This window comes from Paenibacillus solanacearum, assembly GCF_910593845.1.
Classification (GTDB): Bacteria; Bacillota; Bacilli; order Paenibacillales; family NBRC-103111; genus Paenibacillus_G; species Paenibacillus_G solanacearum.
Genome location: NZ_CAJVAS010000017.1, coordinates 17,628 through 39,850 on the forward strand (window position 1 = coordinate 17,628; position 22,223 = coordinate 39,850).

17 protein-coding genes are annotated in these 22,223 nt (G+C 53.4%); 4 read left to right on the forward strand and 13 right to left on the reverse strand.

The features are described 5' to 3' along the window. Window positions 1–259 precede the first annotated feature (259 nt). The 4 genes from KXG62_RS18555 to KXG62_RS18570 all read right to left on the reverse strand — a co-directional run bounded on the left by KXG62_RS18555 (window position 260) and on the right by KXG62_RS18570 (window position 6,089). Window positions 260–991, reverse strand: coding sequence for an AraC family transcriptional regulator (locus KXG62_RS18555; RefSeq protein ID WP_218093497.1), 732 nt, complete (start codon window positions 989–991; stop codon window positions 260–262). A gap of 389 nt (window positions 992–1,380) precedes the next feature. After that, window positions 1,381–2,745: a glycosyltransferase family 39 protein gene (locus tag KXG62_RS18560; protein ID WP_218093498.1), complete on the reverse strand. Its 1,365-nt coding sequence runs from the start codon at window positions 2,743–2,745 to the stop codon at window positions 1,381–1,383. Between the two features lie 127 nt (window positions 2,746–2,872). Next, window positions 2,873–4,381 (reverse strand): response regulator transcription factor, encoded by a 1,509-nt coding sequence (locus KXG62_RS18565; protein ID WP_218093499.1) that lies wholly within the window; start codon window positions 4,379–4,381, stop codon window positions 2,873–2,875. Further along, complete coding sequence (locus tag KXG62_RS18570) at window positions 4,356–6,089, reverse strand: sensor histidine kinase (protein ID WP_218093500.1); 1,734 nt, start codon at window positions 6,087–6,089, stop codon at window positions 4,356–4,358. The genes KXG62_RS18565 and KXG62_RS18570 overlap by 26 nt, the downstream gene beginning before the upstream one ends. A 231-nt stretch (window positions 6,090–6,320) precedes the next feature. On the opposite strand from KXG62_RS18570, the gene KXG62_RS18575 reads away from it, so the two are divergent. The 4 genes from KXG62_RS18575 (at window position 6,321) to KXG62_RS18590 (ending at window position 9,313) form a co-directional block, all read left to right on the forward strand. Then, window positions 6,321–6,788 carry a hypothetical protein gene (locus tag KXG62_RS18575; protein ID WP_218093501.1) on the forward strand — a complete coding sequence of 156 codons (468 nt, stop codon included), beginning with the start codon at window positions 6,321–6,323 and terminating at the stop codon, window positions 6,786–6,788. A gap of 238 nt (window positions 6,789–7,026) precedes the next feature. Continuing rightward, a complete protein-coding gene (locus tag KXG62_RS18580) occupies window positions 7,027–7,467 on the forward strand; it encodes a GAF domain-containing protein (RefSeq protein WP_218093502.1) in 441 nt (146 codons plus the stop codon). A gap of 96 nt (window positions 7,468–7,563) precedes the next feature. After that, the gene (locus tag KXG62_RS18585) at window positions 7,564–8,217 is read left to right on the forward strand and encodes a response regulator (RefSeq protein WP_218093503.1); all 654 of its coding nucleotides are present in this window, start codon (window positions 7,564–7,566) and stop codon (window positions 8,215–8,217) included. Next, window positions 8,210–9,313 (forward strand): PAS domain-containing sensor histidine kinase, encoded by a 1,104-nt coding sequence (locus KXG62_RS18590; protein ID WP_425517357.1) that lies wholly within the window; start codon window positions 8,210–8,212, stop codon window positions 9,311–9,313. Before KXG62_RS18585 ends, KXG62_RS18590 begins: the two co-directional genes overlap by 8 nt. A 3-nt stretch (window positions 9,314–9,316) precedes the next feature. On the opposite strand, the gene KXG62_RS18595 is transcribed toward KXG62_RS18590, so the two are convergent. The 9 genes from KXG62_RS18595 to KXG62_RS18635 form a co-directional block, all read right to left on the reverse strand. Then, window positions 9,317–11,056 (reverse strand): SulP family inorganic anion transporter, encoded by a 1,740-nt coding sequence (locus KXG62_RS18595; RefSeq protein WP_218093564.1) that lies wholly within the window; start codon window positions 11,054–11,056, stop codon window positions 9,317–9,319. Between the two features lie 172 nt (window positions 11,057–11,228). Then, window positions 11,229–11,555, reverse strand: coding sequence for an ArsR/SmtB family transcription factor (locus KXG62_RS18600; protein ID WP_218093505.1), 327 nt, complete (start codon window positions 11,553–11,555; stop codon window positions 11,229–11,231). Between the two features lie 113 nt (window positions 11,556–11,668). Beyond that, window positions 11,669–13,831 carry a tail fiber domain-containing protein gene (locus tag KXG62_RS18605; RefSeq protein WP_218093506.1) on the reverse strand — a complete coding sequence of 721 codons (2,163 nt, stop codon included), beginning with the start codon at window positions 13,829–13,831 and terminating at the stop codon, window positions 11,669–11,671. A 15-nt stretch (window positions 13,832–13,846) separates the two neighbouring features. Next, complete coding sequence (locus KXG62_RS18610) at window positions 13,847–14,794, reverse strand: nucleoside hydrolase (RefSeq protein ID WP_218093507.1); 948 nt, start codon at window positions 14,792–14,794, stop codon at window positions 13,847–13,849. A 2-nt stretch (window positions 14,795–14,796) separates the two neighbouring features. Continuing rightward, window positions 14,797–17,157, reverse strand: coding sequence for a helix-turn-helix domain-containing protein (locus tag KXG62_RS18615; RefSeq protein WP_218093508.1), 2,361 nt, complete (start codon window positions 17,155–17,157; stop codon window positions 14,797–14,799). 24 nt (window positions 17,158–17,181) lie between these two features. After that, window positions 17,182–18,306 carry an exo-alpha-sialidase gene (locus tag KXG62_RS18620; RefSeq protein ID WP_218093509.1) on the reverse strand — a complete coding sequence of 375 codons (1,125 nt, stop codon included), beginning with the start codon at window positions 18,304–18,306 and terminating at the stop codon, window positions 17,182–17,184. Between the two features lie 23 nt (window positions 18,307–18,329). Continuing rightward, a complete protein-coding gene (locus KXG62_RS18625) occupies window positions 18,330–19,664 on the reverse strand; it encodes an ABC transporter substrate-binding protein (RefSeq protein WP_218093510.1) in 1,335 nt (444 codons plus the stop codon). 41 nt (window positions 19,665–19,705) lie between these two features. Then, entirely contained in the window at window positions 19,706–21,247 is a 1,542-nt protein-coding gene (locus KXG62_RS18630; RefSeq protein WP_218093511.1) for an extracellular solute-binding protein, read from the reverse strand. Window positions 21,248–21,337: 90 nt separating this feature from the next. Beyond that, window positions 21,338–22,216 carry a carbohydrate ABC transporter permease gene (locus KXG62_RS18635; protein ID WP_246627518.1) on the reverse strand — a complete coding sequence of 293 codons (879 nt, stop codon included), beginning with the start codon at window positions 22,214–22,216 and terminating at the stop codon, window positions 21,338–21,340. Window positions 22,217–22,223: the final 7 nt, after the last annotated feature.

The following is a 22,223-nucleotide window of genomic DNA, read 5'->3' on the forward strand; positions in this document are numbered from 1 at the left end:
TTCGGTCATACGATTGGAGACGCATTCAGAATAACCAGATACCATATTTCTTTTGAACATGTTTTTTCCATTCAGCCTAATCTATAATTCATGGTGTAAGGTCTTTCATTTATTATTGGTTTTTCAGCGCCTCCCTCCTCGGATCGCGCTTTAATATCTCTTGGTTCCCATTGCTGGGAACCTTTTTTTATTCTCTCCTACGGTATAAAAACGAAAAAAATCCCCACCGGCATTTCGCCGATCGAGATCTCTCGTATAGTCAGCTTGGCGTTTTTTGTTTCATCAGCTTCCGGAACTCGCCGGGCGACGCTTCATACTTCCGCTGAAACAGCCTGTAGAAGGAACGCCATTCCATTCCCACTTCATCGGCGACCTGCTCTACGGTCAGCTCTTCGTTGCCCAGCATATCCGCCGCCTGCTCCAGCTGTACTTTCAATATGTATTGGTAAATCGAATAGCCTGATTCTTTCTTGAATATACGGTTTAAATGCTGCGGCGTATAACCGAACACTCTCGAGAATTCATCAAGATTCAATTTACGGGCGTAATTTTTATGGATATAATCCATGACCCTTTGCGTCGTGAGCACCGGATAAGACGCTTTTTGCTGCAAGCTTTCGGATTGCAATTTAATTTCCAGCAGCAGCGAGTATACCATCTCCGACAGCTTTAACGCCGTGCCTTCTTCCGAGCGCGTTTGTCGCTGCAACCGTTCGATCAGCTCCATCACCCGGTTTGAAGAGTGCAGATCCAGCGGTTTGTGGGCCCGTAAACGAAACTGTGACAGTACGAACGGGTTGCAGTCAAAACGTACAGCCGCCGTCTCCCAACCAATGTCCTGTTGTTCGAACTCATGAGTAATACCAGGCTTTAAGATAACCGCCTGCCCCGGCTTCAGCACAAACTCCTTTTCTCCGTGAAGGCGAAGGACCCCTTTGCCTTTCATGCCGACAATGACCTGACAAACGTGAAAGCTATATGGACTCGTCACAGGGGAGTCTCTGTGGTAATCGATGGAGCATAGCCGGAGCGGAAGAGAAAGATGCTCACTACCTTGGGCAGCAAACGCTTTGTAGGGTAACAAGGGCCTTAACTCCTCTCTGTGCTTTTCAACATCTTGACGCTTCAAGGAACCAAGCGAGGGCCTATCCAATTTCGATGTAAATACAGCAGCCAAGAACATGGCATCGCTTTCATGGAAAATTATATATCTCGAGGCTGGGAACGAAAATAGACAGATCACAGGTGTTTATGGACGATCTGCAATTCTATTTTTTTCAATTTGACAACACATTCAAGCCCTCCCTGCTCAGCCGCACACGCAAAAGCGCCAGCATGCAGCTGGCGCTTCGGTTCAACAACGATTGGACGTGGCATCCGTCAGCCCGACTGGGCCTTGTTCAGTTCTGCAGAATGATTGTGAATGACTGGAGAAGGGTCTTTGGCTCCTAACCGTCTCCATACGTATTTCATAACGAGAAGCGCTGTCTGCAGCACCCGGTCTCCTCCATATCCAATCGCGATCGCAATAAAGGGGATGGCCGGCGCCTTGTATCTGTACATTCCGTCGATGAAAAAAATGATGCAAAAAATAAATACATTCACAACCATCAACCATAAGATAGACGACTTTCGAAACAGCCGGTTCCGCAATGATGCTATAAGCCCTATAAAAAATAAAAACGTAGGGAACACTTGTTCCGAAAGTTTGAAAATCCCTTTCAAGCTCGTCAAATCCAAGGTCCATACCCATCTACCGATAAAAGCAAGGGCTCTTTTCCCGTAGATCACCGCAATGTGATCCCAATTGTTGACGAAAAAGCTAATAATTAAACTGTTCATAATATTCATACGGTAATCGGGCTTATAATAATGATCATAAGGCGAGGGACCATCATAAATCCAACCGAAGGCGTAAATGTTGTACAATACTTTCTTGGCATTAAACTGCATAGACGCCATTAACGGGTCCAGCTTTCCGCTCGTCAAGAGCACTACGGAAGCAACAGCAATGGCCGCAAGAATCCCTCCGATCGCCAGCTTGTGCTTTCTCAAAAAAGCAAGCCAAGTTTCTTTGCCGACTAGGATTAAGAGATACATCGCGATAAACAATACAGTGATGATGCCCGCCGGACGAAAAACAAACAAATACAATGCCGTAGCGATAAAACATACTTTATAGCTATTCTTTTTCGTGTCCGTCCATTTCAGCAAAAAGTACACGCACAGCAGCTGAAAACTGATGAAAAAGCTGTCCGAAAGAATGTAGGAGGACCAAAGCGTAATCGGCCACGTGTGATAGCAGTATAAATAGGAAGCGATCAGTGCGGTTGTGCGATTGAACAGCATCTGTGCGATTTTATAGACGAGAACGACGCATAGGGCTGCCGTAACGGTCTGAATGAATATGACGTATACGGGATCTTTGCATATTGCCAGCAGCAGCGCAAGCAACACGTTATACCCGATATATAGGATGTCATTCATATCCTGACCGATCGTATGGTTTGCAATCAAGGATTGCGCGTAGTGGATATACCACCGGGTATCGTCCGACTGGGGGAAGCCTTGTTCCGAGGACAGCAGAAAGTAGAAATATTGCAGTCTTACTTTCAGCGAAAGGAGAACAAACGGTATTAAATACACAAAGTCTTGATACTTCTGAAACAAACGCCACACCGGTTCTTTATATTTATGAAACCATTGAAACAGCTTGCCTTTCCATCGACCTATCCGGTCATCCATTCATCAACACCCCGCATCTGCCCATAACTCGCTGCTTTTTGTCTATTTCTCATTCTGATAACGCTTTCAATTATATGAAGCATCCTTCGCAATGGAAATAGACAAATTGCAGAACTATATGGACAAATTACCGTTGGCGGGATTGAACGTATTCCGAAGGAGAAAGGCCGGTCCGCTTCTTGAACACCCGGCTGAAGTACAGCTGGTCGGCATACCCGACTTCGCTTGCTACTTGTTTCAGCAGCAAGTGAGGCTGACCGTCCATAATCCGTTTGGCTTCGTTCATGCGGTAATCCATCAAATACTCCAGCGGGGTCAGCCCGATTTCTTTTTTGAAAAGAACGCTCAAATAGTTGGGGACAAGCCCAAATTCGCGCGAAAGGCTTTGCATGGAAATCGCTTCGCGGTAGTTCGCCTTTAAATATTGCTCCACCAGTTCAACGACGCTGTACGCCGAAGCAGGCTTGTGCTCCAAGCCCGCGGACTGGAACAACCCGTTAAAAAACAGTGCGAGCTTGCCGTTCAAATCTTCGTAGCTTAACGACTGGGAGACGAGCATTTCCAGATCCAGCTGCCGGTTGAGACCATGCTGGCCAAGCCCCGCCAACACGCGGAACAACGTCTGCATAATCACATACTGCGTAGCCTGTCCCGCTTCCCAGCTCGCCGTTAGCCTCTGCCATTCTTCCGCGAGCAGCTCGTATTTTTTGTACTCCACAGCCTCCATCACTCTTGCCGTTTCTTCCGCGAACGACCGCTGAGCGCCGTCCTTATCTTTGAGCGCATGATCGTTCAAATACAACAAGGATGATTTTACGAAAATCAAGGACTGAAGCAGCTCTCTACGCAGTTGCTTACTGCTGGCCGACAGTTGATTCACCGACAGACCGGAATCGATCGCAACGGTCACAGGCACGGGACTGGACGCAGCTTGTCCGATCAATTCGTCCATTGCCTTGCGCAGAAGTGCTTCTGCGTCATCCCGATTGGCAGCAAGCACGATGAGCCGTTCGTTCGACCGCTCGCCCTGTGCGATCCAATGACGAATCGCATAGGACTCCAGCGAGCCCAGGCAGTTTGAGACCAAGCCGGACTGCCAGAACGACTCGCCCGGGCTCATGTCGACAACGCCATTGCTGTAAGGACCTGCGCATACAAGAAGCAGCGTATAGTAAGCGTAGTTTAGTACCGGTAGACAATATTCCGATGGCGCACCCTGCAGCAGCATCTCGACGGTTTCCTGCTCCTTCGAGCGCAGAAGCTGCTCATGCTTCTGCTTCAGCTTGCCCAGTAATTCTCGCAGCGCATCGGCCGTAATCGGCTTAAGCAAATAATCCGATGCGTGCATCAGCATCGCTTCCCGAATATAATCGTAATCGGAGTAGGCGCTGATGACGGCCGTCAGCAGGTCAGGCTTACGCAGCCTTGCTTCGCGCAATAGCTGCATCCCGTCCATACGCGGCATGCGCATATCCGTAAGCAATACATCGGGATCGAATTCATCGATCATATCGAGCGCCTCGGCTCCGTCGTAAGCTTCCGCTACGCAGAAGCTGTCGCCGTCCAATTTGGCGATCAGCTTTTTCATGCCGCTGCTGATTGCTACCTCGTCATCCACAAGCAATATTTTGATCAATCCAGTCTTCCTCCTCTGTCAACCTGCAGCCCAAGTAAATAAATGCCCCGCCCGCTTCATTGTTGCCGATGTCGAATTGCAGCGCGCTGCCGAACGTATGATGCAATCGGATGTACGTGTTCATGATGCCTACGCTGCCTTGATCGCTAAACAATCCGGTTCGTTTGAAATCATTCTGTTTGTCGGTAAACGTTCTCAAATATTCACTATCGAACCCGTCGCCGTCATCGCGAATATGAACGCTCCAGCCCGCATCGGTAACGGAAATGTGCAGCTCGATGCGCCATGGGTATTTTTTGCCTTCGAAGCCATGCTTCACGCAGTTTTCCAAAAACGGCTGTACGGTTAGCTTCGGCACGCATACTTTGCCAAGATCCCCTTCAATCCGAACATCAACAAACAGATGCCCGCGATAACGTGTCTCCATAATGTCAAGATAACGAAGCGTATGATCGATTTCTTCTTTTAGCGAAACGAGCTCGCGACTTTCATAAGATATGTAGCGAAGCATTTGTACCAGCTCGCTCGTAATTTTCATAATCTCTTCGTTCCCGTCCTCCATGCCGAGCATGCCGATGAGCGTTAACGTATTGTACAGAAAATGCGGGTTCATTTGAGCTTGCAGCGCCAAAAACTGAGCCTGGAGCTCGCGCGAATGCGCATCGACCGCCTGCTGCTTTGATTCCTCAAGCCGCTGCAGCATATCCTTGAAGGCGCGGTGCAAGTGTACGATTTCGTTGTGCGTCTCCCGGTCGTCCCACCGGGCGAACAACTTCTCCAGCTCTGCATTCGCGCGCGCATCCCCGGGAAGCCGGGCCATCGCCTGGCTTAGCTGCACAAGCGGCCTTGTCGTTTTTGTCGTAAAAAAATAAAACATCGCCAGCGAAATCAGCGACAGCCCCGCCGCAATGGCCGCCATCCAGTAACCGGTCTCCCTCGCGGACTTCAGCAGCAAATCAATAGGCTGCGTCACGACAAGCCTCCAGCCGGAATTGCGCAAATTTTGCTCGGCCGTCACTTCCTGGACCGACGGGGCCGGAAGCGGGGTGAGCGGGTGTATGACCTGGCGGTCTCCCCCGTATAAAATCACTTGCTTGCCGTTCGTTATGTATTTGCCTTTGGACAAGATGGCATCCAAATAGGAATACGGAATTTGAATTTCGATCAGCGTGCCCAGCGCTCCCTTGCGAACAACGGAAACGACCATTTTCCCCTTCGAATCCCAGTCGTCCCGGTGAGGTGCGAGCACAAGACGGTCGGTCCGCGTCAGATCGTCAAACCAGGTAAGGCTCGTAATTTTTTTCTTCACCTGATCCCTGTTGTAGTTGGCGCCAAACGTTAAAAAGGTGCCGGACTCTTTTATAATCGAGATGCGGTTAAATCCGTCGGGATCAATATTAAGGCCCAAAATCATTTTATTAAACACGTTGAGCACTGGTTTATTGTTCAAATCCGACGTTTCTTTCATCCAGTTTTCGATTGAGGGGTTATACAGCGCGTTAATCGCGAGCAAATCCGCCGAATCGATAATGGTGCTGAGCTGCTCGGCGAGGATCGTCGCTTCCCGCCGTAGGGATCCGTTCAGCGTCTGGTATGCCATACTTTTGTAATAATGGTAAAATATTGCGTAAGAGAGAGGAATAATCAAAAACACGATCAGCGAGTAAATCGCAAACAGCCGGGTCCGTAGACTCCATTTCTGCAGCATGGCGACGGCTCCTTTAATCAAGCGAGTGGAGAAAAGAACGATAATTCAATGTGCGGACAAGCAGATTACGTAAATTCTATCATTGACGAGCGGAAAATGTAAAATAAAAATAAAATATAAAAAAAACGCCGAGCTTGTCGTTCGCCGGCGTCGTGCCAAAATCACTATTATTATAGAAGACTCGGGTGCGAAGTGATGCGTGAACCGCGACCGATGCAGAGGAGTGGCGAGTTGAACAACCGAATCGTTTGTGCTGTGACATTTGGTTTATGTATCGTTTTCATAGCGCTGGTAAAGGTATGTACGATCCCGCCTGGCCGCATATCCGGCAATGGCAATCCCGGCTTACTCATCCTCTTGGCTGCATTGTTCCCGTATGCGGTATTGGTGGCGTCTGTCTGCATCGAATCCGTCAAGCTTCTCTCCAGAGCGGGTATGAGCAATGGAAAATTGGCGATTTCAACGATCGTCTTGTCGCTGTCGATCGCCTTTTGCGCTGACGCTCAGGTTGAGGCGTATCACCGACTGCTGCACGAGCTTGGCGGAGATGCCGCTAACCCGGACTCGAAAATATACCGTCTTTTTATTGTTAACCAATATACGAATACAATATTCTTTAACGCGAACATCGTTTGCATCGGGATAGGGAGTGCCATGCTGCTTGGCATGTTTCTCTATGCTTTGAAGAAGAAACGATAATTCAAGCCGTTTTCTCGCTGGCTCGCGGTTCAGCGCTTTGCTGGATAACATATACCTGCTTTACTCCTGTTAAGCATGTGAGAAAAATCACAGGATCCCGCGACGTCCGCGAATGGCCGCAGGGTTTTCCCTGAGCTTGTTTTAAGGGAATTCCCCGAATTACAAATGCGAATAGAACGATTACAATAAGATCAGACGATACTTACGCATTTTACACTCATGAACGGAGGCGCCTAGCATGACCGTGACCGCGCTGCAAATCACGAACGAACTGGATCGCTTATGCCACCTTACGGCAAGCGATTTCGCTTCTTTGTCGCTGGCCGGGCCGAACGGGCAGCGGCTGCAGTGGCAATATGCTTATGGCAACCGGAACGACCGCTATCGAAGAATGGTCGTAAAACCGGGGGCCGGCCTCGACGGTCTGGCGCTGCGCACAGGAAAGCCGGTCATTTGGCACGAGCAGGATAAACGAAGCGGCAACCTGCCAGGCGAATGTCCGCTGCTTTCGGCAGAGCAGCTTCAAAGCGCGGCGGTGGTTCCCCTGCTGCAGGGCCATGCGGTGATCGGCTTGCTGCTGGCAGCCAGGCGTTCGCTGACGCCGTATACAGGCGATGATCTGTCAATCATCCAACAGGGGCTGCCGGCCATGATCCTGCTGCTCAATAATGTAACCTGAATTCCGGAAAACATGGTTTCCGGAATGTTTGTTTGTCTGCTATAGTGGTTATAACAACATCATCGGCAGCGCGCCGTTTAAAGAAAGGAGTCCCTCATGATAAAGCTATTATTGGTCGACGACCATGCCGTAGTCCGGTCGGGACTGAAGATGCTGCTGAACGGTAAAGAACAAATCGAGATCGTCGGTGAGGCCGCGGATGGAGACGAGGCCATTCAAGCCGCGAGCGTACTGCATCCTAACGTCGTGCTGATGGATCTGAACATGCCTCACGGCAAGGACGGACTAACGGCGACAGCCGAAATGAAACAGCAGTTTCCCGATATTGCCGTCCTCATCCTGACCATGCACGACGATGAGGAGTATTTATTCCGCGGCATTCAGGCGGGCGCCTCAGGCTACATATTGAAAAGCGCACCGCACGAGGAGCTGTTAGCGGCGATCCGGCTTGTCGCCGCGGGCCAGGCTTATTTGTACCCGACGGCGACCAAGCGGCTGATGGGCGAATATTTGGAGAAGTTGAAGCATGGCGAAAACACCGGCACGTATGAAACGCTCTCCGAACGGGAAAAAGAAATTTTGTCGCTGATCGCCAAAGGATACAGCAACAAAGAAATTGCCGAGCAGCTGGTCATCAGCGTCAAGACGGTGGAGACCCATAAAAGCAATGTCATGGAAAAGCTCGGACTGAAGACAAGACCGGAACTGGTCAAATATGCGCTAAAGAAAGGACTGCTCCAGTTTGAATAACGAGGCGAATCAGGGGAATTCGATGCTGATTGGACAAGACGCCGATCGTTTGATCAGCCTGCTCGACACGCATATCGCCGACCCGGCGTTTCGCGAAGGCTTGAAACAATCGTTAAAGCAGCTGACCGACATCAAGTTCGCGCTGGACGAATCGTCGATCGTCGCCATGACCAATCATCGCGGCATCATCCAATATGTAAACGATAAATTTTGCCAAATTTCCAAGTATGCATACGACGAGCTGATCGGGCAAGATCACCGAATCATCAATTCGGGGTATCACGATAAAGGGTTCATGATGGAATTATGGCAAACGATTTCGTCCGGGCGCGTATGGCACGGCGATATTAAGAACAAAGCGAAGGACGGCACATTTTATTGGGTCAACACGACCATTGTTCCGTTCCTGGACGACAAAGGCCGGCCTTATCAATATCTTGCGATTCGCAACGAAGTGACGCAGTTGAAGAAAGTCGAAGCCGAGCTGAAGCATATGATGACGCACGTGATGGAGGTGCAGGAGCAGGAGCGAAGACGATTTTCCCGCGAGCTGCACGACGGTATCGGGCAAAGTCTGTTCTCGCTGCTGATCCAGATGGACATGGTCATCGCGCAGACCAAGTCGGAAGAACTCGAAGCGCTTCGCCGCAACGTCGCGGCCATTATCGAGGAAGTGCGCGGACTCGCCTGGGAATTGCGCCCTTCCGTATTGGATGACTTGGGCGTCGTGCCCGCGATCCGAACGTATATTGAAAATTATGGAAGACATTACGGAATCAACGTCCATTTCGACTGCAACTTGCGGAAACGGCTCGATCCGAACAAAGAAACGACGATGTATCGCGTCATACAGGAAGCGCTCACGAACATCGGCAAGTACGCCGACGTCTCGGAAGCCCGCGTCAGCATTCTCGAAGCCGACGATTATGTCGAAGTCCGGGTCGAAGACGAAGGCCGCGGCTTCACAAGGGAGACGGCTTCCAAAGGTGTCGGCCTGTTCAGCATGGAAGAACGAGCCCGCAGCGCAGGCGGACAGCTGTCGATCCGTTCCGAAGAGGGGCAAGGGACGCAGCTGACGCTGATCGTGCCGAAGTAACGGTTACGAGCCGTCCGCCTTACGGTCCGTTTCGGGCGAAGCTGACAACAAAGCGCATTCCCGGAAAGCAAAGTGCCGGCATCCGGCGCATTTCCTTGGATCGATGCGGCTTAAGGCATCGGTGATCGCTTCGCCCGTCCGCTCGAAATATCGCTCGCTCCCGATCCGGCTTTCCAGTCCTGTTCTTTGCAGCAGCGCCCTGGGCTGCGGCCGGATCCCGGAGATCATGACCGCTCCTCCCGCGCCTTCGATTTCCTTGACCACCTTCGACAAGCTCGATTCCCCGGATGTATCCAGCATCGGAACCCGGCCTAGGCGGAACAGCACAATATTCGGACGGTTACGCACCGCGTGCCGAACGGATTGCTCGAATTTGGCTGACGTGCCGAAGAATAACGCCCCCTCCACGGTAAAAATACTGATTTGCGGACAATCATGCTCCTCCTTCACGATGTACTCCGCCACCTTCTCATTTCTGGTTTGCGGGTCCGGCAGCACCTTGGCAACGGTCAAGCTCTCGCTCATACGCTTCATGAACCAGACGGCCGCCGCCAGCAGTCCCACTTCTACGGCAATCGTCAAATCCGTCAGAACGGTAAGCAGGAACGTAATGAGCATAACCAGGGAATCGCCGCTCCTTGTTCGCAAAATATGAACAAATTCCTTGCGTTCGCTCATATTCCACGCCACAACCATCAGAATGGGCGCCATGCTTGCAAGCGGGATGCGCGAGGCCCACGGAGCGAATGCGAGCAGGACAAGCAGCACCGTTAAGCTGTGAATCATGCCCGAGATCGGGCTCGCCGCGCCGCTGCGGATGTTCGTCGCGGTCCGGGCGATCGCTCCGGTCGCCGGAATGCCGCCGAACAACGGAGTCACGATGTTCGCAATGCCTTGGCCGATCAGCTCGCGATTGCTGTGGTGGCGCGTGCCCGACATGCCGTCGGCGACCACCGCGGACAACAGCGATTCGATCCCTCCGAGCATCGCAATGACAAACGCAGGCCCGATTAGCTGCGACATGCGTTCCAGCGTGATCGCCGGCCAATGAAAGGCAGGCAGCGTGCTTGGAATGGCCCCGTAGGCCGATCCGATCGTCGCGGTTTGACCGTCCATCCACCAGGCGGCGATAATGCTGGAGCAGACAAGCCCGACCAGCGATCCGGGGATCTTGGGAAAAAACCTCGGCGTCAGAAGCATCACCGTGAGTGAAATAACAGCGGCCGTAATGCTGTACGGATTCGCGGAAGACAGATGGATAACGATCTCTTGCATATTGGGAATAAAATATTCATGCTTTTGAATGTTAGACAGACCGAGGAAGCTCGCGATTTGACCCGTAAATATAATGACGGCAATGCCCGCGGTAAATCCGACGGTAACCGGACGGGGGATGAACTGAATGAGCGCCCCTAGCTTGAAACCCCCCATTAACACGAGCAGCACGCCGGCCATCAGTCCCGCAACCAGCAAGTTTTCATAACCGTGCTGCAGCGTGATCGCCAGCAAAACCGGGATAAATGCCCCCGTAGGTCCTCCAATCTGAAATTTGGAGCCGCCGAGCAGCGAAATCAGAAATCCCGCGATCACCGTCGTGTAAATGCCGTACTGCGGACTCACGCCGGAAGCAATGGCAAAAGCCATGCCGAGCGGAATGGCTATGATCCCGACAATCAGTCCCGATACGAGGTCTCGACGAAAATTCCCCGCATGATACCCTTCAAATCTCCCGGTCCACTTCATCGCTACGCCTTCTTCTTCTTTATATTTGATTATTTGAATATAAAGATAATAATTGTCCCAACCGTTTTTCGTCAAACCACAAAAACGACCTGCTCTCCCCGTATCGTACCGATAAACAAATAAAAACAAGGTCATCTTATGCGGCAGTAAGATTCCCTTGTTTTTTCGCAGGTTACTCGTTTCTTATGTTTTCTAGCAGCGAGATCGCATCGACCAGATGGTTGTCGAAGATTTGCTTCGCGACCTTCAGCAGCTCCCTGATCAGCGGATCGCGAAGCGTATAGATAACAGAGGTACCCTCTTTCGTCCCGATGACGACGTTCTTATTCCTCAAGATGGCCAGCTGTTGCGAGACAGCGGAGCCCTCGGTTCCTAATATAGCCTGCAGTTCATTGACGTTGCGGTCTCCCTCGCACAGCACCTCGAGGATGCGAATGCGCAGCGGATGAGCCAATGCCTTGAAAAACTCTGCCTTGAATTGTTGAATTTCACGATTCATCGATCTGATCCTCTCGAAAATTATGAATATTCATAATCATACCATAGGAACAGATCAAGTTACATTTTTTGACGAAATGCGAGTTGAACCGACGAGCATGCCGCAGAGCTTGATCAGCCGCGCTCCCGATGGCCTCCTGCAGCCAACGCCCGCTCCAGCTCGCTGACCTGGGCTGAAAGCTCCTGCACCGCTTTGATGAGCGGAGCCACGAACTCTTCGTACCGCAAGCCTTGTCTCGACGTTGCCCGGTCCTCGGTCCAGCCTGCAAAATCGCCGGCGTCCAGCGCGGTCAGCGCCGCCTTCACCTCCTGTGCGATCAGTCCGTAATGAGGACGTTGAAAACGGCGTGCCGGCATGCGTTCGCTTTCATCTTCGGTCATTTCCACATCTTTGTATTTGTACGATACCGGGCGCAGCGCCTTAATAAAAGCCAACCCCAAATCGCTGTCGCGGATTTGCTCCTTATCCCGCGCATCCGACGTGACGATCGTCGGCGTCGCCGCGTAGATGTCACTCCACCGACTGCTCATCGAGCCTAAAGAATGCGCATTGTCGCTGGCGGGAACCATCTGCTTGGCCCGTGTGACGGCACCGTTCAAGTAAAGGGTACCGGCGCGCCACTCCATTTGCGTCACGCTCATGCCGGATCGGGTGACCAGCTCATAGTTGACGGTGCCGCCATCGGCGTCATTTTGAATTTGCCGGTTCAGCGATCCGCCGTTCACGGTCCATTTCCAGTTTTTCTGGTCTGCTGCGCCATCGGTTTCCCGCATCGTAAGAAACGGCTGCTTGCTTTCGAGCTGCAGGTCTTTTTGCCATATGGAGATGCGGCTTCGGTCCACGGCTCCGTATTCGTAAGACGTCCATCCGGCGGAGAACACATGCGTCCCGATGACGCAGTCCCGTGTATTATTCTGAAAGCTGAAGCCGACGCCGGAAACGCCCTGGAATTGAATTCCGTCATAACTATGCTGCGGACAGTTATCCAAATAAATGCCATACGATAGTCCGAGTCCCGCGATGAGTCCGTCGCAGCTCATTCCTCCGCAATTCGTAAAGTGGAAGCCGTACGACGTGCCGGTAAACGGCGTGACGCTGGTATCGGCTTGCACCCGAATATTGCTGATCCACGACTTGTTCACCTGCTCCAGCTTCATGCCGTACCAGTCCCCGCCATGATCGAATCCCGACTTGTGGCGGCTGACCGCCACATTGGATATAGCTGTCCACGAGCGATTGTTCAAATGCAGCGCCACCCGCTGCGCGTTAATCAGCGTATCGTGGATACGCCCCTCCGAAAAGACGGTCGTCCCCGTCGAAACAATGCCTTCATAAGCATGCGCAATATCGACGCCCGCGATAAAGAAGAACGCGCGATCGCCAATCTCGATCCCCCGCTTCACGCCATGCGTCGTTATACCGGATATGCGAGCGGATAGGATGCCCCCGGCGGCGGCCAGCTTTAAAAACGTATGGTCGGGCTGTGCCAGCGGATCGGTATCCGTCCGGTACGTACCGACGGCGTCGATGTTGTCGATGTACGCTCCCCAGCAATCCCCGAGCCGAATGCAAGTCTCCCAGCCGTAGTCGTAGACGAATCCCGATCCTGCGCTCTGAAGCTGGTTCCCGCGAAACTCCAGGCTGCTGAAGCTGTAACGAGTCCGGTACGTATAATACAGACTGCCGACGGCAGGCGTCACGATCGCGTGCCGGCTGTGCGCTCCCCGGCACAACAGCGTCATGCGCTCGACGCCGCCTTCTTGTCCGGGAGCGGTCGCAGCCTGGAAAGCAAAACCGTCCAAGCCGGTCATCTGATCGAAGATGACGGTCGTTCTTCCGCTTCCTTCGCCGATCAACCGAATCACCGGCACGGTAAGCGTCGCCGTGATCCTGTAATTTCCAGCCGGGAAACACACTTGGCGGCCGTCCGCCGCGTTCAGCGCCGCTTGAATCGCTGCCGTATCGTCCGTCGTTCCGTCTCCCGTCGCGCCAAAGTCGCGAACATCGATCGGGCAGGCGTGCATCCATCGAGGTGACGAATACCCGGGATGTGCATCCCCGTTGTAGACCGATTCAGTCACATCGTGGGCCCGGGCGCCCTTCACCCCGCTACCGCCCAATAAGTCCCCCGCCGCCAGCGCCGCCCCGGCAAGTCCGATACCGGCCAGGAACGCTCTTCGGTCCATTCGCGAGCCATCCGGGCGCGTTCCTTCCGCCGCTTCCGTCTCGCGGCTGGCCGGTTCCACATGTTCCCGATTTTCCCTTTCCTCATTCAAGATCATTCGCCTCCCTTATTTCATGCTCGACGATGCCTTCATCGCACGAATTTCCCGGTACAAGTCCCCGAAGATGCGGTCGCGGCTGACCGCAGTCGCGCAGCGAATGAAATGCCGGCCCGGATCGAAGCTCCAGCGGTACACCGCATCGGAGCTCGTGATGACAGGACTATGTACGAGCGAGCTCGGAACGGATGCCGGGGCTACGAGCCATGCTACGGCCGACAAATCCCAAATGACGCGCGAATAAGCGAAATGATCCTTGCGGCATTGCTCGAACGTATCGCACAAGTAGTTTCCGATTGGCCCTTGATCCTTCAAAAATTGATTCGTCTCCGCTAGCGTCGTTATTAAATGCGAGGCAACGCCTGAGCAGGGGACGAGCATCAGGGGAACGCCGCTATCCAGCACGGTTCGGGAAGCATGAACGTCCTGGCGCAGGTTGAATTCTTGGCAGTTCGGCCAATGCAGCGCATGCCCGCCTAACCACACGACGACGATTTTATCAATAATCCGGGGCTCGAGCCTGATGGCCGACGCCACATTCGTAATCGCGCCGATCGCAACCACATAGAGCGGGTCCTCATCTGAAGAGGCACGCGCACGCGCGATAAGATCCGACACCGCTTCGCTTTGCACCGGCGTCGCCGCGTCCGGCATGAACTGATCGGAGCCCTTATACACAAAGCCGTCCGGCAGACGGCCGAACAGACCGCAAATCTTGACGATTTCGTGGTAGCTCTTCTCCATTCCGTCTCCAGGGCTGCTGGAGAGCGCATTGAGGAACGGCGCAGCGTAGAGCGCTTCAACCTGCAGCCGCTCCGGAGAAGCGAGCGCGTAAGCCACAGCAAACTGATCGTCGATTTCATTAAACGTATCGGTATCCAGCACCATGCGAACTTTGCCCTCCGGCGGAGCAAGTCGGCGTATCCGTTTCTCATCGGTCATTGCGGTCACTTTCATAGTTATCCCTCCGTCAATTCGTAATCATCGTCGTCTTGACCGCGCATGGCGCCGTTTCGGTAGCTCTGCAGCGACATGCCCTCGGTCTTTTTGAATACACGCAGAAACGTCGTTCGGTTGCCGATGCCGACCTTATCCGCGATTTCCCCGATCGGCAGCCGGGTAGAGGCAAGCAGCCGCTTGGCCTGATCGACGCGAACGATGTTCAAATATTGCGTAATATTCATTCCCGTTTTTTCCTTGAAGATCCGCGATACATATTTGGGGGAAACGCCCAATCGGTCCGAAATGCTTTCCAAATACAAATCGCGGTCGTACTCGTTCTCGATCATGTCCATGATGGCGGAAATATGCGCATTCGTCTTGAATGTTTGCTGCCGGGCCTCGAGTTCGTCCGCCAATCGATCATAGAACACAAATAACGACGCTTTCTTAAGCTCGACGCGAGGCGGCCATGCCTCGGAGTCGTTGAGCAGCCGGTGCCGTTCCTCATCGAGCAGCTCTCTTGGCTCCAATCCCTGCTCCATGGCAAACCGCAGCCCTGTGCGGTACACATCGGTAATAAACATCCCGACCATGGGAGAAGACAGGCCGTCCTGTTCCTGCTGCGCGATAATTTGCCTTATTTTCGCCTTCAAGGCTGGATCTCCCGCCTTTAGCAAATTCAGCAGCCTCATTTCGTCGGTAAACGTATACATGACGCTCGGCCGGACGGGAAGCCGGTCATACGGCACAATCTCGCAATCGCGGCGGCCGTCGCAGTGCTGCAAGGCCACCATCGCTTCCTTGTACGAATCGGCAACGCCTCCGATCCCCTGATGGACCTTGCCGATCCCGGCACGGACAGTACAAAACTGAAGATCGAATTGAAACGTCTGCATGAAGCTTTCCAGCGCTTGACGCAGCCCGGCTTCATCCTTGCCGGCATCGTCCGGCTCCATGACGCAAAGATACAAATGGCGCGTCATCTCCAGCACATGAAGCCGGAAATGCCGGCTCAGAAAACCCCGGATCAATTTCTTCAGCTTGCTCCAGACGATGAGCCGCTCTTCATCAGGAATATGCGCGTAGAAAGCTTCCTTGAACTCGAAATGAATGCCGATGCAGCGGTATCGGTCTTTCGTAAAGCCGAAGCGCTCACGGAACCATTGCTCCAGCTGTACGGCATCCGCCGTTTCCCGATCTTTCAGCAGAAGCAGCAGCGCCTGATCCGCATACTCGACGCGGACGCTGTCCAGCTGCCGCTCGAACGTAAGGTTATGCCGGATTAACCGGTTGATGCCGAGTCCGATTTCGTCGAAATCATTGGCAGGCGCTCCCGGCGCGTCGACCGGTTCCTTGTGATCGGACAGGACATCCTTGATCCGCTGGATCGGCGTATACAGCTTGAACGTGAAAATAAAAGAAAACAGCACACCGATCACAACCAATACGATGCAGATGACGACAATCATGCCCCATATCCCGCTCGCTTGACGGTTGAACTCGCTGACCGGCGTCAAAGCGTACAGCTTCCAACCGTACAAATCCGACTGCACATACGAAGCGATGTACGAGGTATCGCCCATCGTCAGCTCCGTGCTGCCCGGCTCGCCGGAAGGAAACGATTCGGCCAGCTTGCCGAGCAGCGCAGGCACGGCGGCGGCTTGCTGCTCCGGTCCGAAGACGAGACGGTTATACGCATCCAACGCGACGAACTGCGTGGAATCGAACGGTGCGTAGCCTTTCAGCTTACGCTGCAGGTCATTCACCGAAATGTTGGTGACCAGCACCGCGCGATATCCCCGCACCAGGCGGCTTACGACGACCGGGACGACGCGTTCCCCCGTCTGCTCAGTGTGCAGGAGCGACGGCTTCAATAATTCGATGTCGCGGCCGGATTCGCTCGACCGCTTCCAGTAGTCAACCGCGAACTCATCATACCGGGCCGCCCGCTGGAAGAAAGCGTCGAAGTCCTCGATCCCTGAAGTCGTATATACTTTGTCATGGTCAATGTACATGAACACAAGTCCGGCAAATTCGGTCAATATCGCCGAAGTGCGTTTCAAGCTTTGCAAAATATCGACCAGGCTGGCCCGGTCCTCCAGCGTGTATTCCCGATCCGGCTTCAGCAGCCGGCTGACGGCGATATCGCTGAAAAAGCTAATGCCCGCTTCTTGCACGGTTCGCAGATGCGCGTCGAGCTGGCCTGCGGAGATTTCCAAGCCTTTCGTCGCATTTTCGATAAAATCATGCTTATATTTGGCGACGAAGTTGGCATACGTCACGACGCCGATCACGGCGATCGGAATGAGGAGGGATAAGAAATAGAGCAAAATTTGATAAAAAAGCTTATTGGCAGGCATGATCCGGTTCCTTTGCATTCCTGTCTCCCTCCTTCTCCGGCGTCAGATCGTTTCGATGGGCACGCGTATAGCCGACACGCTCTCCTTGCATACCGAGTAAATCACATGCAAGCACCCGTCATGAAGCAAGGTATGCGGGTATCCGTAATCGCCGCCCTTGTACATGCCGGGAAACCGGCGCTCGCACGGCTCATCCTTCAAAATAAAGTGGCGGTCGAACCGCATCCCGTCCCGGGAAAGCGACAGCACCAACGGATTCCGCTTCCCTCGCGGCTCCCGGTCGGGCGTGCCTACATAGTAGATCGTTCCGTCCGGCAGCTTGCCGAAATGAAATTTGCTGTTGTTGTCGGTAAAGCCGGTCGGTCTCGGATTCGACCAGGTCTCTCCGTCATCCGAGCTTCTCGTCACCCACAGCCGGTTCGCGCTGCTTCGGAGCAGCATATGAAGGATGCCGTCATCCGTTTGATAGAATGATCCTTCGCATAAGCCGGCCGGCCAGCCGCGCCGCTCCTTCACGAGCCAGAACGACTCCGAGTCGTCGCAGAGCGTATCCGACATATCCGGCGGGTAAATGCCCGACGGATTCCATCCGGTCAGCCCGGCCGGATCGTCCGAGTACGGGAACATAATGTTGCCGCTGATCAGGAGTCTGCCCGATTGCGTACGCTGCGGTCCGTGATTCGAGATGATCGGCAGCCGCATGTCAGCGGGTTCGCTCCAGCGGCTTCCGTCGTCCGTAGCCATGGCAAATAGCGACGTATTCATATGCCCTTGATCGCCGGCCTTGCGCGCTCCGTTCTCAAGCTGCTCCGGCTTATATTCGTATTGGCCGTAGTAGGCGACGAGCGTATCTCCGTGCTGGTGGAAGCCTGCCGCCGTCAAGACCAGGTCGGAATGAAGTCCCCTCCTGGAGTCGACGAGCGGCTGCGGTTCCGACCAATGAAGGAAATCCTCGGAGACGGCCATAAGCACCCGCTGGCCGACGTCGTCTTCGTTTATTTTGCCGTTCGACCAGATGGCATAATATTTTCCCTTGAAAAACGCCAAATGCGGATGATGCGAATAAGCCCAGGCCGAAGGACCCGCCGGTTTATATATGGAAACGGTTTCAACAAACAGCTTCGGGCGCTTCTTCTCGTTGAACGGATTGGATATCGGTATTTCCATGCATTCGTCCCCGCTTTCCAGGTCTATTTGCCAGCCTTGAGCTCCGCAATCTTTTGATTGATTTTTTCGTCAATCGTTCTTAATGCCGTATTGGCATCCATTTGGCCCATAATGTATTTGCCGTGCTCTTCGAACAAAATCGTTTGCGCCGCCGTATGATATACGCTTAAAGGGGCATTCGGCAAGTTCTTGCTTTTAAACACAGCCTGCAAATGCTTCCCCTGCAGGAAGCCGAGCTCCGCGCCGTATTGCTCCTGCAGCTTCGGATGAACCAGCGGCGACACATAGCCGAGCGCTCTTGCCGCATACAGCTGCACTTCGTCGGAAGTGAACACTTCGATCACCTTGAAGGCGTCGCTCTTGTGCGCGCTTGTTTTGGCGATGCCGATCATAAAAGCGTCGACCACGCTCCCGATGTTCGGCCGATCCGGATAAAAGGGCGCTTGCGCCAAATCCCAGTTCACATCGGAGCTTTTCAGAGTGGAGAACCGATTGACCGAGTGATACATCGCGAGCACTTTATCCTTCGTAAACTTATTCGTCGGATTCGTGTTCACTTCCTTTGCGTTCGCCGGCCGATTCCCCGGAAGCGCGAAAATTTGCTGCGATAATTCGAATACCCGTTTGAATTGTTCATTGTTGACGCTGGCCCGGTCCGTTGCGGTATCGACCGGCATCAAGCCGAACGGGGCTGCCAGCCGGCCGACCTGATCCGTGCGAATGCCCAAATACTGAACCCCGTCCCGAGAGAAGCTTACCTTCCTCCCCAGCTCGACGGCTTCCTCCCACGTCATCCCGTCCTTCGGATACGGAACCCCGGCGGCATTAAATATATCTTTATTGTAATACAGCGCCGTAAATTGCAAATAAAAGGGCAGGCCGAACAATTCCTTGCTTCCTGCAGAGCGGCCCCGGATCGTCTGAATGACGACCGGATCGAACCGGTTCGAATCCATCTTATGCGCCTGCATATAAGGCTCGATGTTATCGGTGTAGCCCGCTTGAATATAATCGCCCAGATCGACCTCCGCCGTAATATACGCATCGATGGCGGTTCCTGAGGCGATGACTTCATTCAGTTTGCCCTTAACCTCTTGTATCGTGATATGGGGGTATTTTTTCTTCAAAGGCTCGACGAGCAGTTGTTCCCAGTTGCTGCTCACTTCCGGCCTCGTATTAAAAATATTCAGCGTGACCGGTTTTACGCTTTCCTCCGGCTGCTTCCCGCCTCCTTCGGCGCCGCTGCCGGCCGGCGGACCGGCGCTTCCGTTACTGCATCCCGCGGCGATACATCCGCATATGGCGGAAACCGCAGCAAGCCGGTGCAGCTTGTTATTGGCCTGTACCCATGTTCTCATGGTCTCAACCTTCCTTCTCATCGGGAGTCGGCGAGTGCCGTTCATTTCTTCACCCGTGCCAGAGCCGCATTGTGGATGCGTTCCAGTTCCGGTACGCCGTTATCGTTTAGCGATTTGGCGAAGGCGTCGAATTCGGACAGCGGCTTCGCCCCCATAATGAATTTGACGACGTCAGCCGTAATCGGGCTAAGCTTGGACTGGATCTCCTTGATCTTCTCGTTTTCTGCTTCCGTAAAAGCCGGTTTCAGCGAGGGCGCCCGCACCTTGGAGCCGGGATCGCTGTCAATCCGTTCGCCCCACCGCACCAAATCCGGATTCGACACCTGGATAATCGGCGTTTCGTCCACATGAGGCGCGAAGCTCAAATACCCTGCGCCAAGCTCGGACAGCATTGCGCGAGCCGGGTCGGCAGCCGCTTTATATTTATCCAGCACCGCGGAGAGCATCTTCGGCTTGCCGCCGGCCAGCTCGTAGGTTTGCCCCAGCACTCCGAAATTGGCAGCCATCGCGCCTTCGTCGCTATAAAGCCAGTCGTAAAATTTCACGACAGCGGCAGGATCCTTCACCTTCGAGCTGACGGCGTACAATTCCGAGATCCATCCGGCTTTCGGATAGGCGAATCCTCTCACTTCGCCCCGGTTGTTGCTTGGATAAGGGATCAAGTCCAGCATCGCTTCTTTATTTTGCTGCTGCAGCGCCTGATTAAAATTGACGGCAAACGTGTTGTTGTCAAAATAAAAGAACGATTTGCCGGTGCTCAGCTTCTCCGCCCACTTTTGCTGCGTATTGACGGCGAAGTCGGGGTCGAGCAGCTTTTCGCTGTACAGCTTGTTCAAATAGGCGAGCACCTCTTTGAACGCCGGCTTGTTCGTCCCGTATACGTAAGCTCCGCCCTGCACATCCGGGTCGAAATACATCCCGTACCCGCTTCCCATCCCGTACGCGACGACATCGAGAATGGAACCCATCCCGCGGGCCGTCCACGGGGTCGAATCAGGGTAAGCCTCCTTCAGCTTTTTTAACGTTTGGTACAGCTCATCGTACGATGATGGCGTTTTCAGCTGATGCTTTTTCAGCAGATCGGTCCGGATCATCGGAGCTTTTCCGGCCGAGAGCTGATTTTGCGATGTAATCGGAAATCCGTACAGCTTGCCGTCAATAAGCAGCTTATTCGTTTCCGGATGTTCCCCCAGACGCTTCCTCACATTCGGAGCCTGGTCCATATAGTCGGAAATATTCAGGAAAATACCGGTTTTGGCATATTGATTGAGATCGCTCTGATTAATAAGAATGATGTCGGGAATGTTGTTCGTGCCGATCAGCACCTTTTTTTTCTCGTTATAGTTGCTTTGCGGCACGCCCTCCACTTGAAGCTTGATCCCCGTTTGCCGGGCCACCTCCTTGAGCACAAGCGTATCCTGCTTCAGCGCCTGGGAAGGATGCTCGTAACGAATCAGCTTGAGCGTGCGGCTGTACGTGCCGGCAGCGGGTGGATCCTTCTCCTGCCCCGAGCATCCCGCCATAACGGCAATCGTCAAGACTCCCGCGGCCTTGAGCCCGGCTTGCCAATGTTTGTGCTGCATCGTACCCCTCCTTTTTCGTTCATTGTAACACTTGCCGCGCATCAAGAAACGTTCCTTCGCGCACCTTTTCAAGGACTATCCTTTCCACAGCTAGCCTTTCAAGGAGCCAATCATCACCCCCTTGATAAAATATTTCTGGATAAACGGATAAACGGCCACGATCGGAGCAACGACAACGATGATAACGGCGTATTTGATGTTCGTGGAAGTGACGGCCGCATAAGGTCCGCTCAGCTCCTGGCTCTGCTCCGACATTTGCCCCATGACCACAATATTGCGAAGCAAAATTTGCACGGGGTACTTCGCCTTCTCGTTCAAGTAAATCAAGGCCGGGAAAAAGCTGTTCCAATGGCCGACGGCGTAAAACATCGAGATCGTCGCCACGATCGGCAGCGACAAAGGCAGCGCGATTCTCCACAGCACCATCCATTCGCCCGCGCCGTCCATCCGCGCCGATTCGAACAGTTCGCCGGGGATGCCCTGGAAAAAAGTACGCATCACGAACATGTTCCAGGCGCTGATTGCTCCCGGCACAATAAGCGCCCACATCGTGTCGATCATATGCAGCTTCTGAACAAGCAGGTAGGTCGGAATAAGACCGCCGCTGAAAAACATCGTCAATACGATCATGAGCGTAAAGAAGCTTCTCCCGTAAAATTCTCGCTTGGACAACGGATACGCGCAAAGTATCGTGCAAATCAGGTTGACCGCTGTGCCGACGGCCGTATACAAAACCGTATTCCCGTAAGACCGGAGGATGGAGGTATCCTGCAGCAGCAGACGGTACGTATCCAGATTGGGACCGACCGGCCAGAAGCTCACTTCGCCCCGCAAGACGGCATGGCCGTTGCTGACGGACACGATAAATAGATGATACAGCGGGTAAAACGTAACCATCACAAGTGCGAGCATAAAGAGCAGGTTGCAAGCGTCAAATGCCCAGGACCCGATGCTTCGGCGCATGTTCATTCGCGTG

Coding starts and splice junctions, on each gene's coding strand:
- KXG62_RS18635 (WP_246627518.1), bottom strand. CDS start 22,216: ATGAACATGCGCCGAAGCATCGGGTCCTGGGCATTTGACGCTTGCAAC.
- KXG62_RS18630 (WP_218093511.1), bottom strand. CDS start 21,247: ATGCAGCACAAACATTGGCAAGCCGGGCTCAAGGCCGCGGGAGTCTTG.
- KXG62_RS18595 (WP_218093564.1), bottom strand. CDS start 11,056: ATGAAGTGGACCGGGAGATTTGAAGGGTATCATGCGGGGAATTTTCGT.
- KXG62_RS18560 (WP_218093498.1), bottom strand. CDS start 2,745: ATGGATGACCGGATAGGTCGATGGAAAGGCAAGCTGTTTCAATGGTTT.
- KXG62_RS18625 (WP_218093510.1), bottom strand. CDS start 19,664: ATGAGAACATGGGTACAGGCCAATAACAAGCTGCACCGGCTTGCTGCG.
- KXG62_RS18600 (WP_218093505.1), bottom strand. CDS start 11,555: ATGAATCGTGAAATTCAACAATTCAAGGCAGAGTTTTTCAAGGCATTG.
- KXG62_RS18620 (WP_218093509.1), bottom strand. CDS start 18,306: ATGGAAATACCGATATCCAATCCGTTCAACGAGAAGAAGCGCCCGAAG.
- KXG62_RS18570 (WP_218093500.1), bottom strand. CDS start 6,089: ATGCTGCAGAAATGGAGTCTACGGACCCGGCTGTTTGCGATTTACTCG.
- KXG62_RS18610 (WP_218093507.1), bottom strand. CDS start 14,794: ATGAAAGTGACCGCAATGACCGATGAGAAACGGATACGCCGACTTGCT.
- KXG62_RS18585 (WP_218093503.1), top strand. CDS start 7,564: ATGATAAAGCTATTATTGGTCGACGACCATGCCGTAGTCCGGTCGGGA.
- KXG62_RS18580 (WP_218093502.1), top strand. CDS start 7,027: ATGACCGTGACCGCGCTGCAAATCACGAACGAACTGGATCGCTTATGC.
- KXG62_RS18615 (WP_218093508.1), bottom strand. CDS start 17,157: ATGCAAAGGAACCGGATCATGCCTGCCAATAAGCTTTTTTATCAAATT.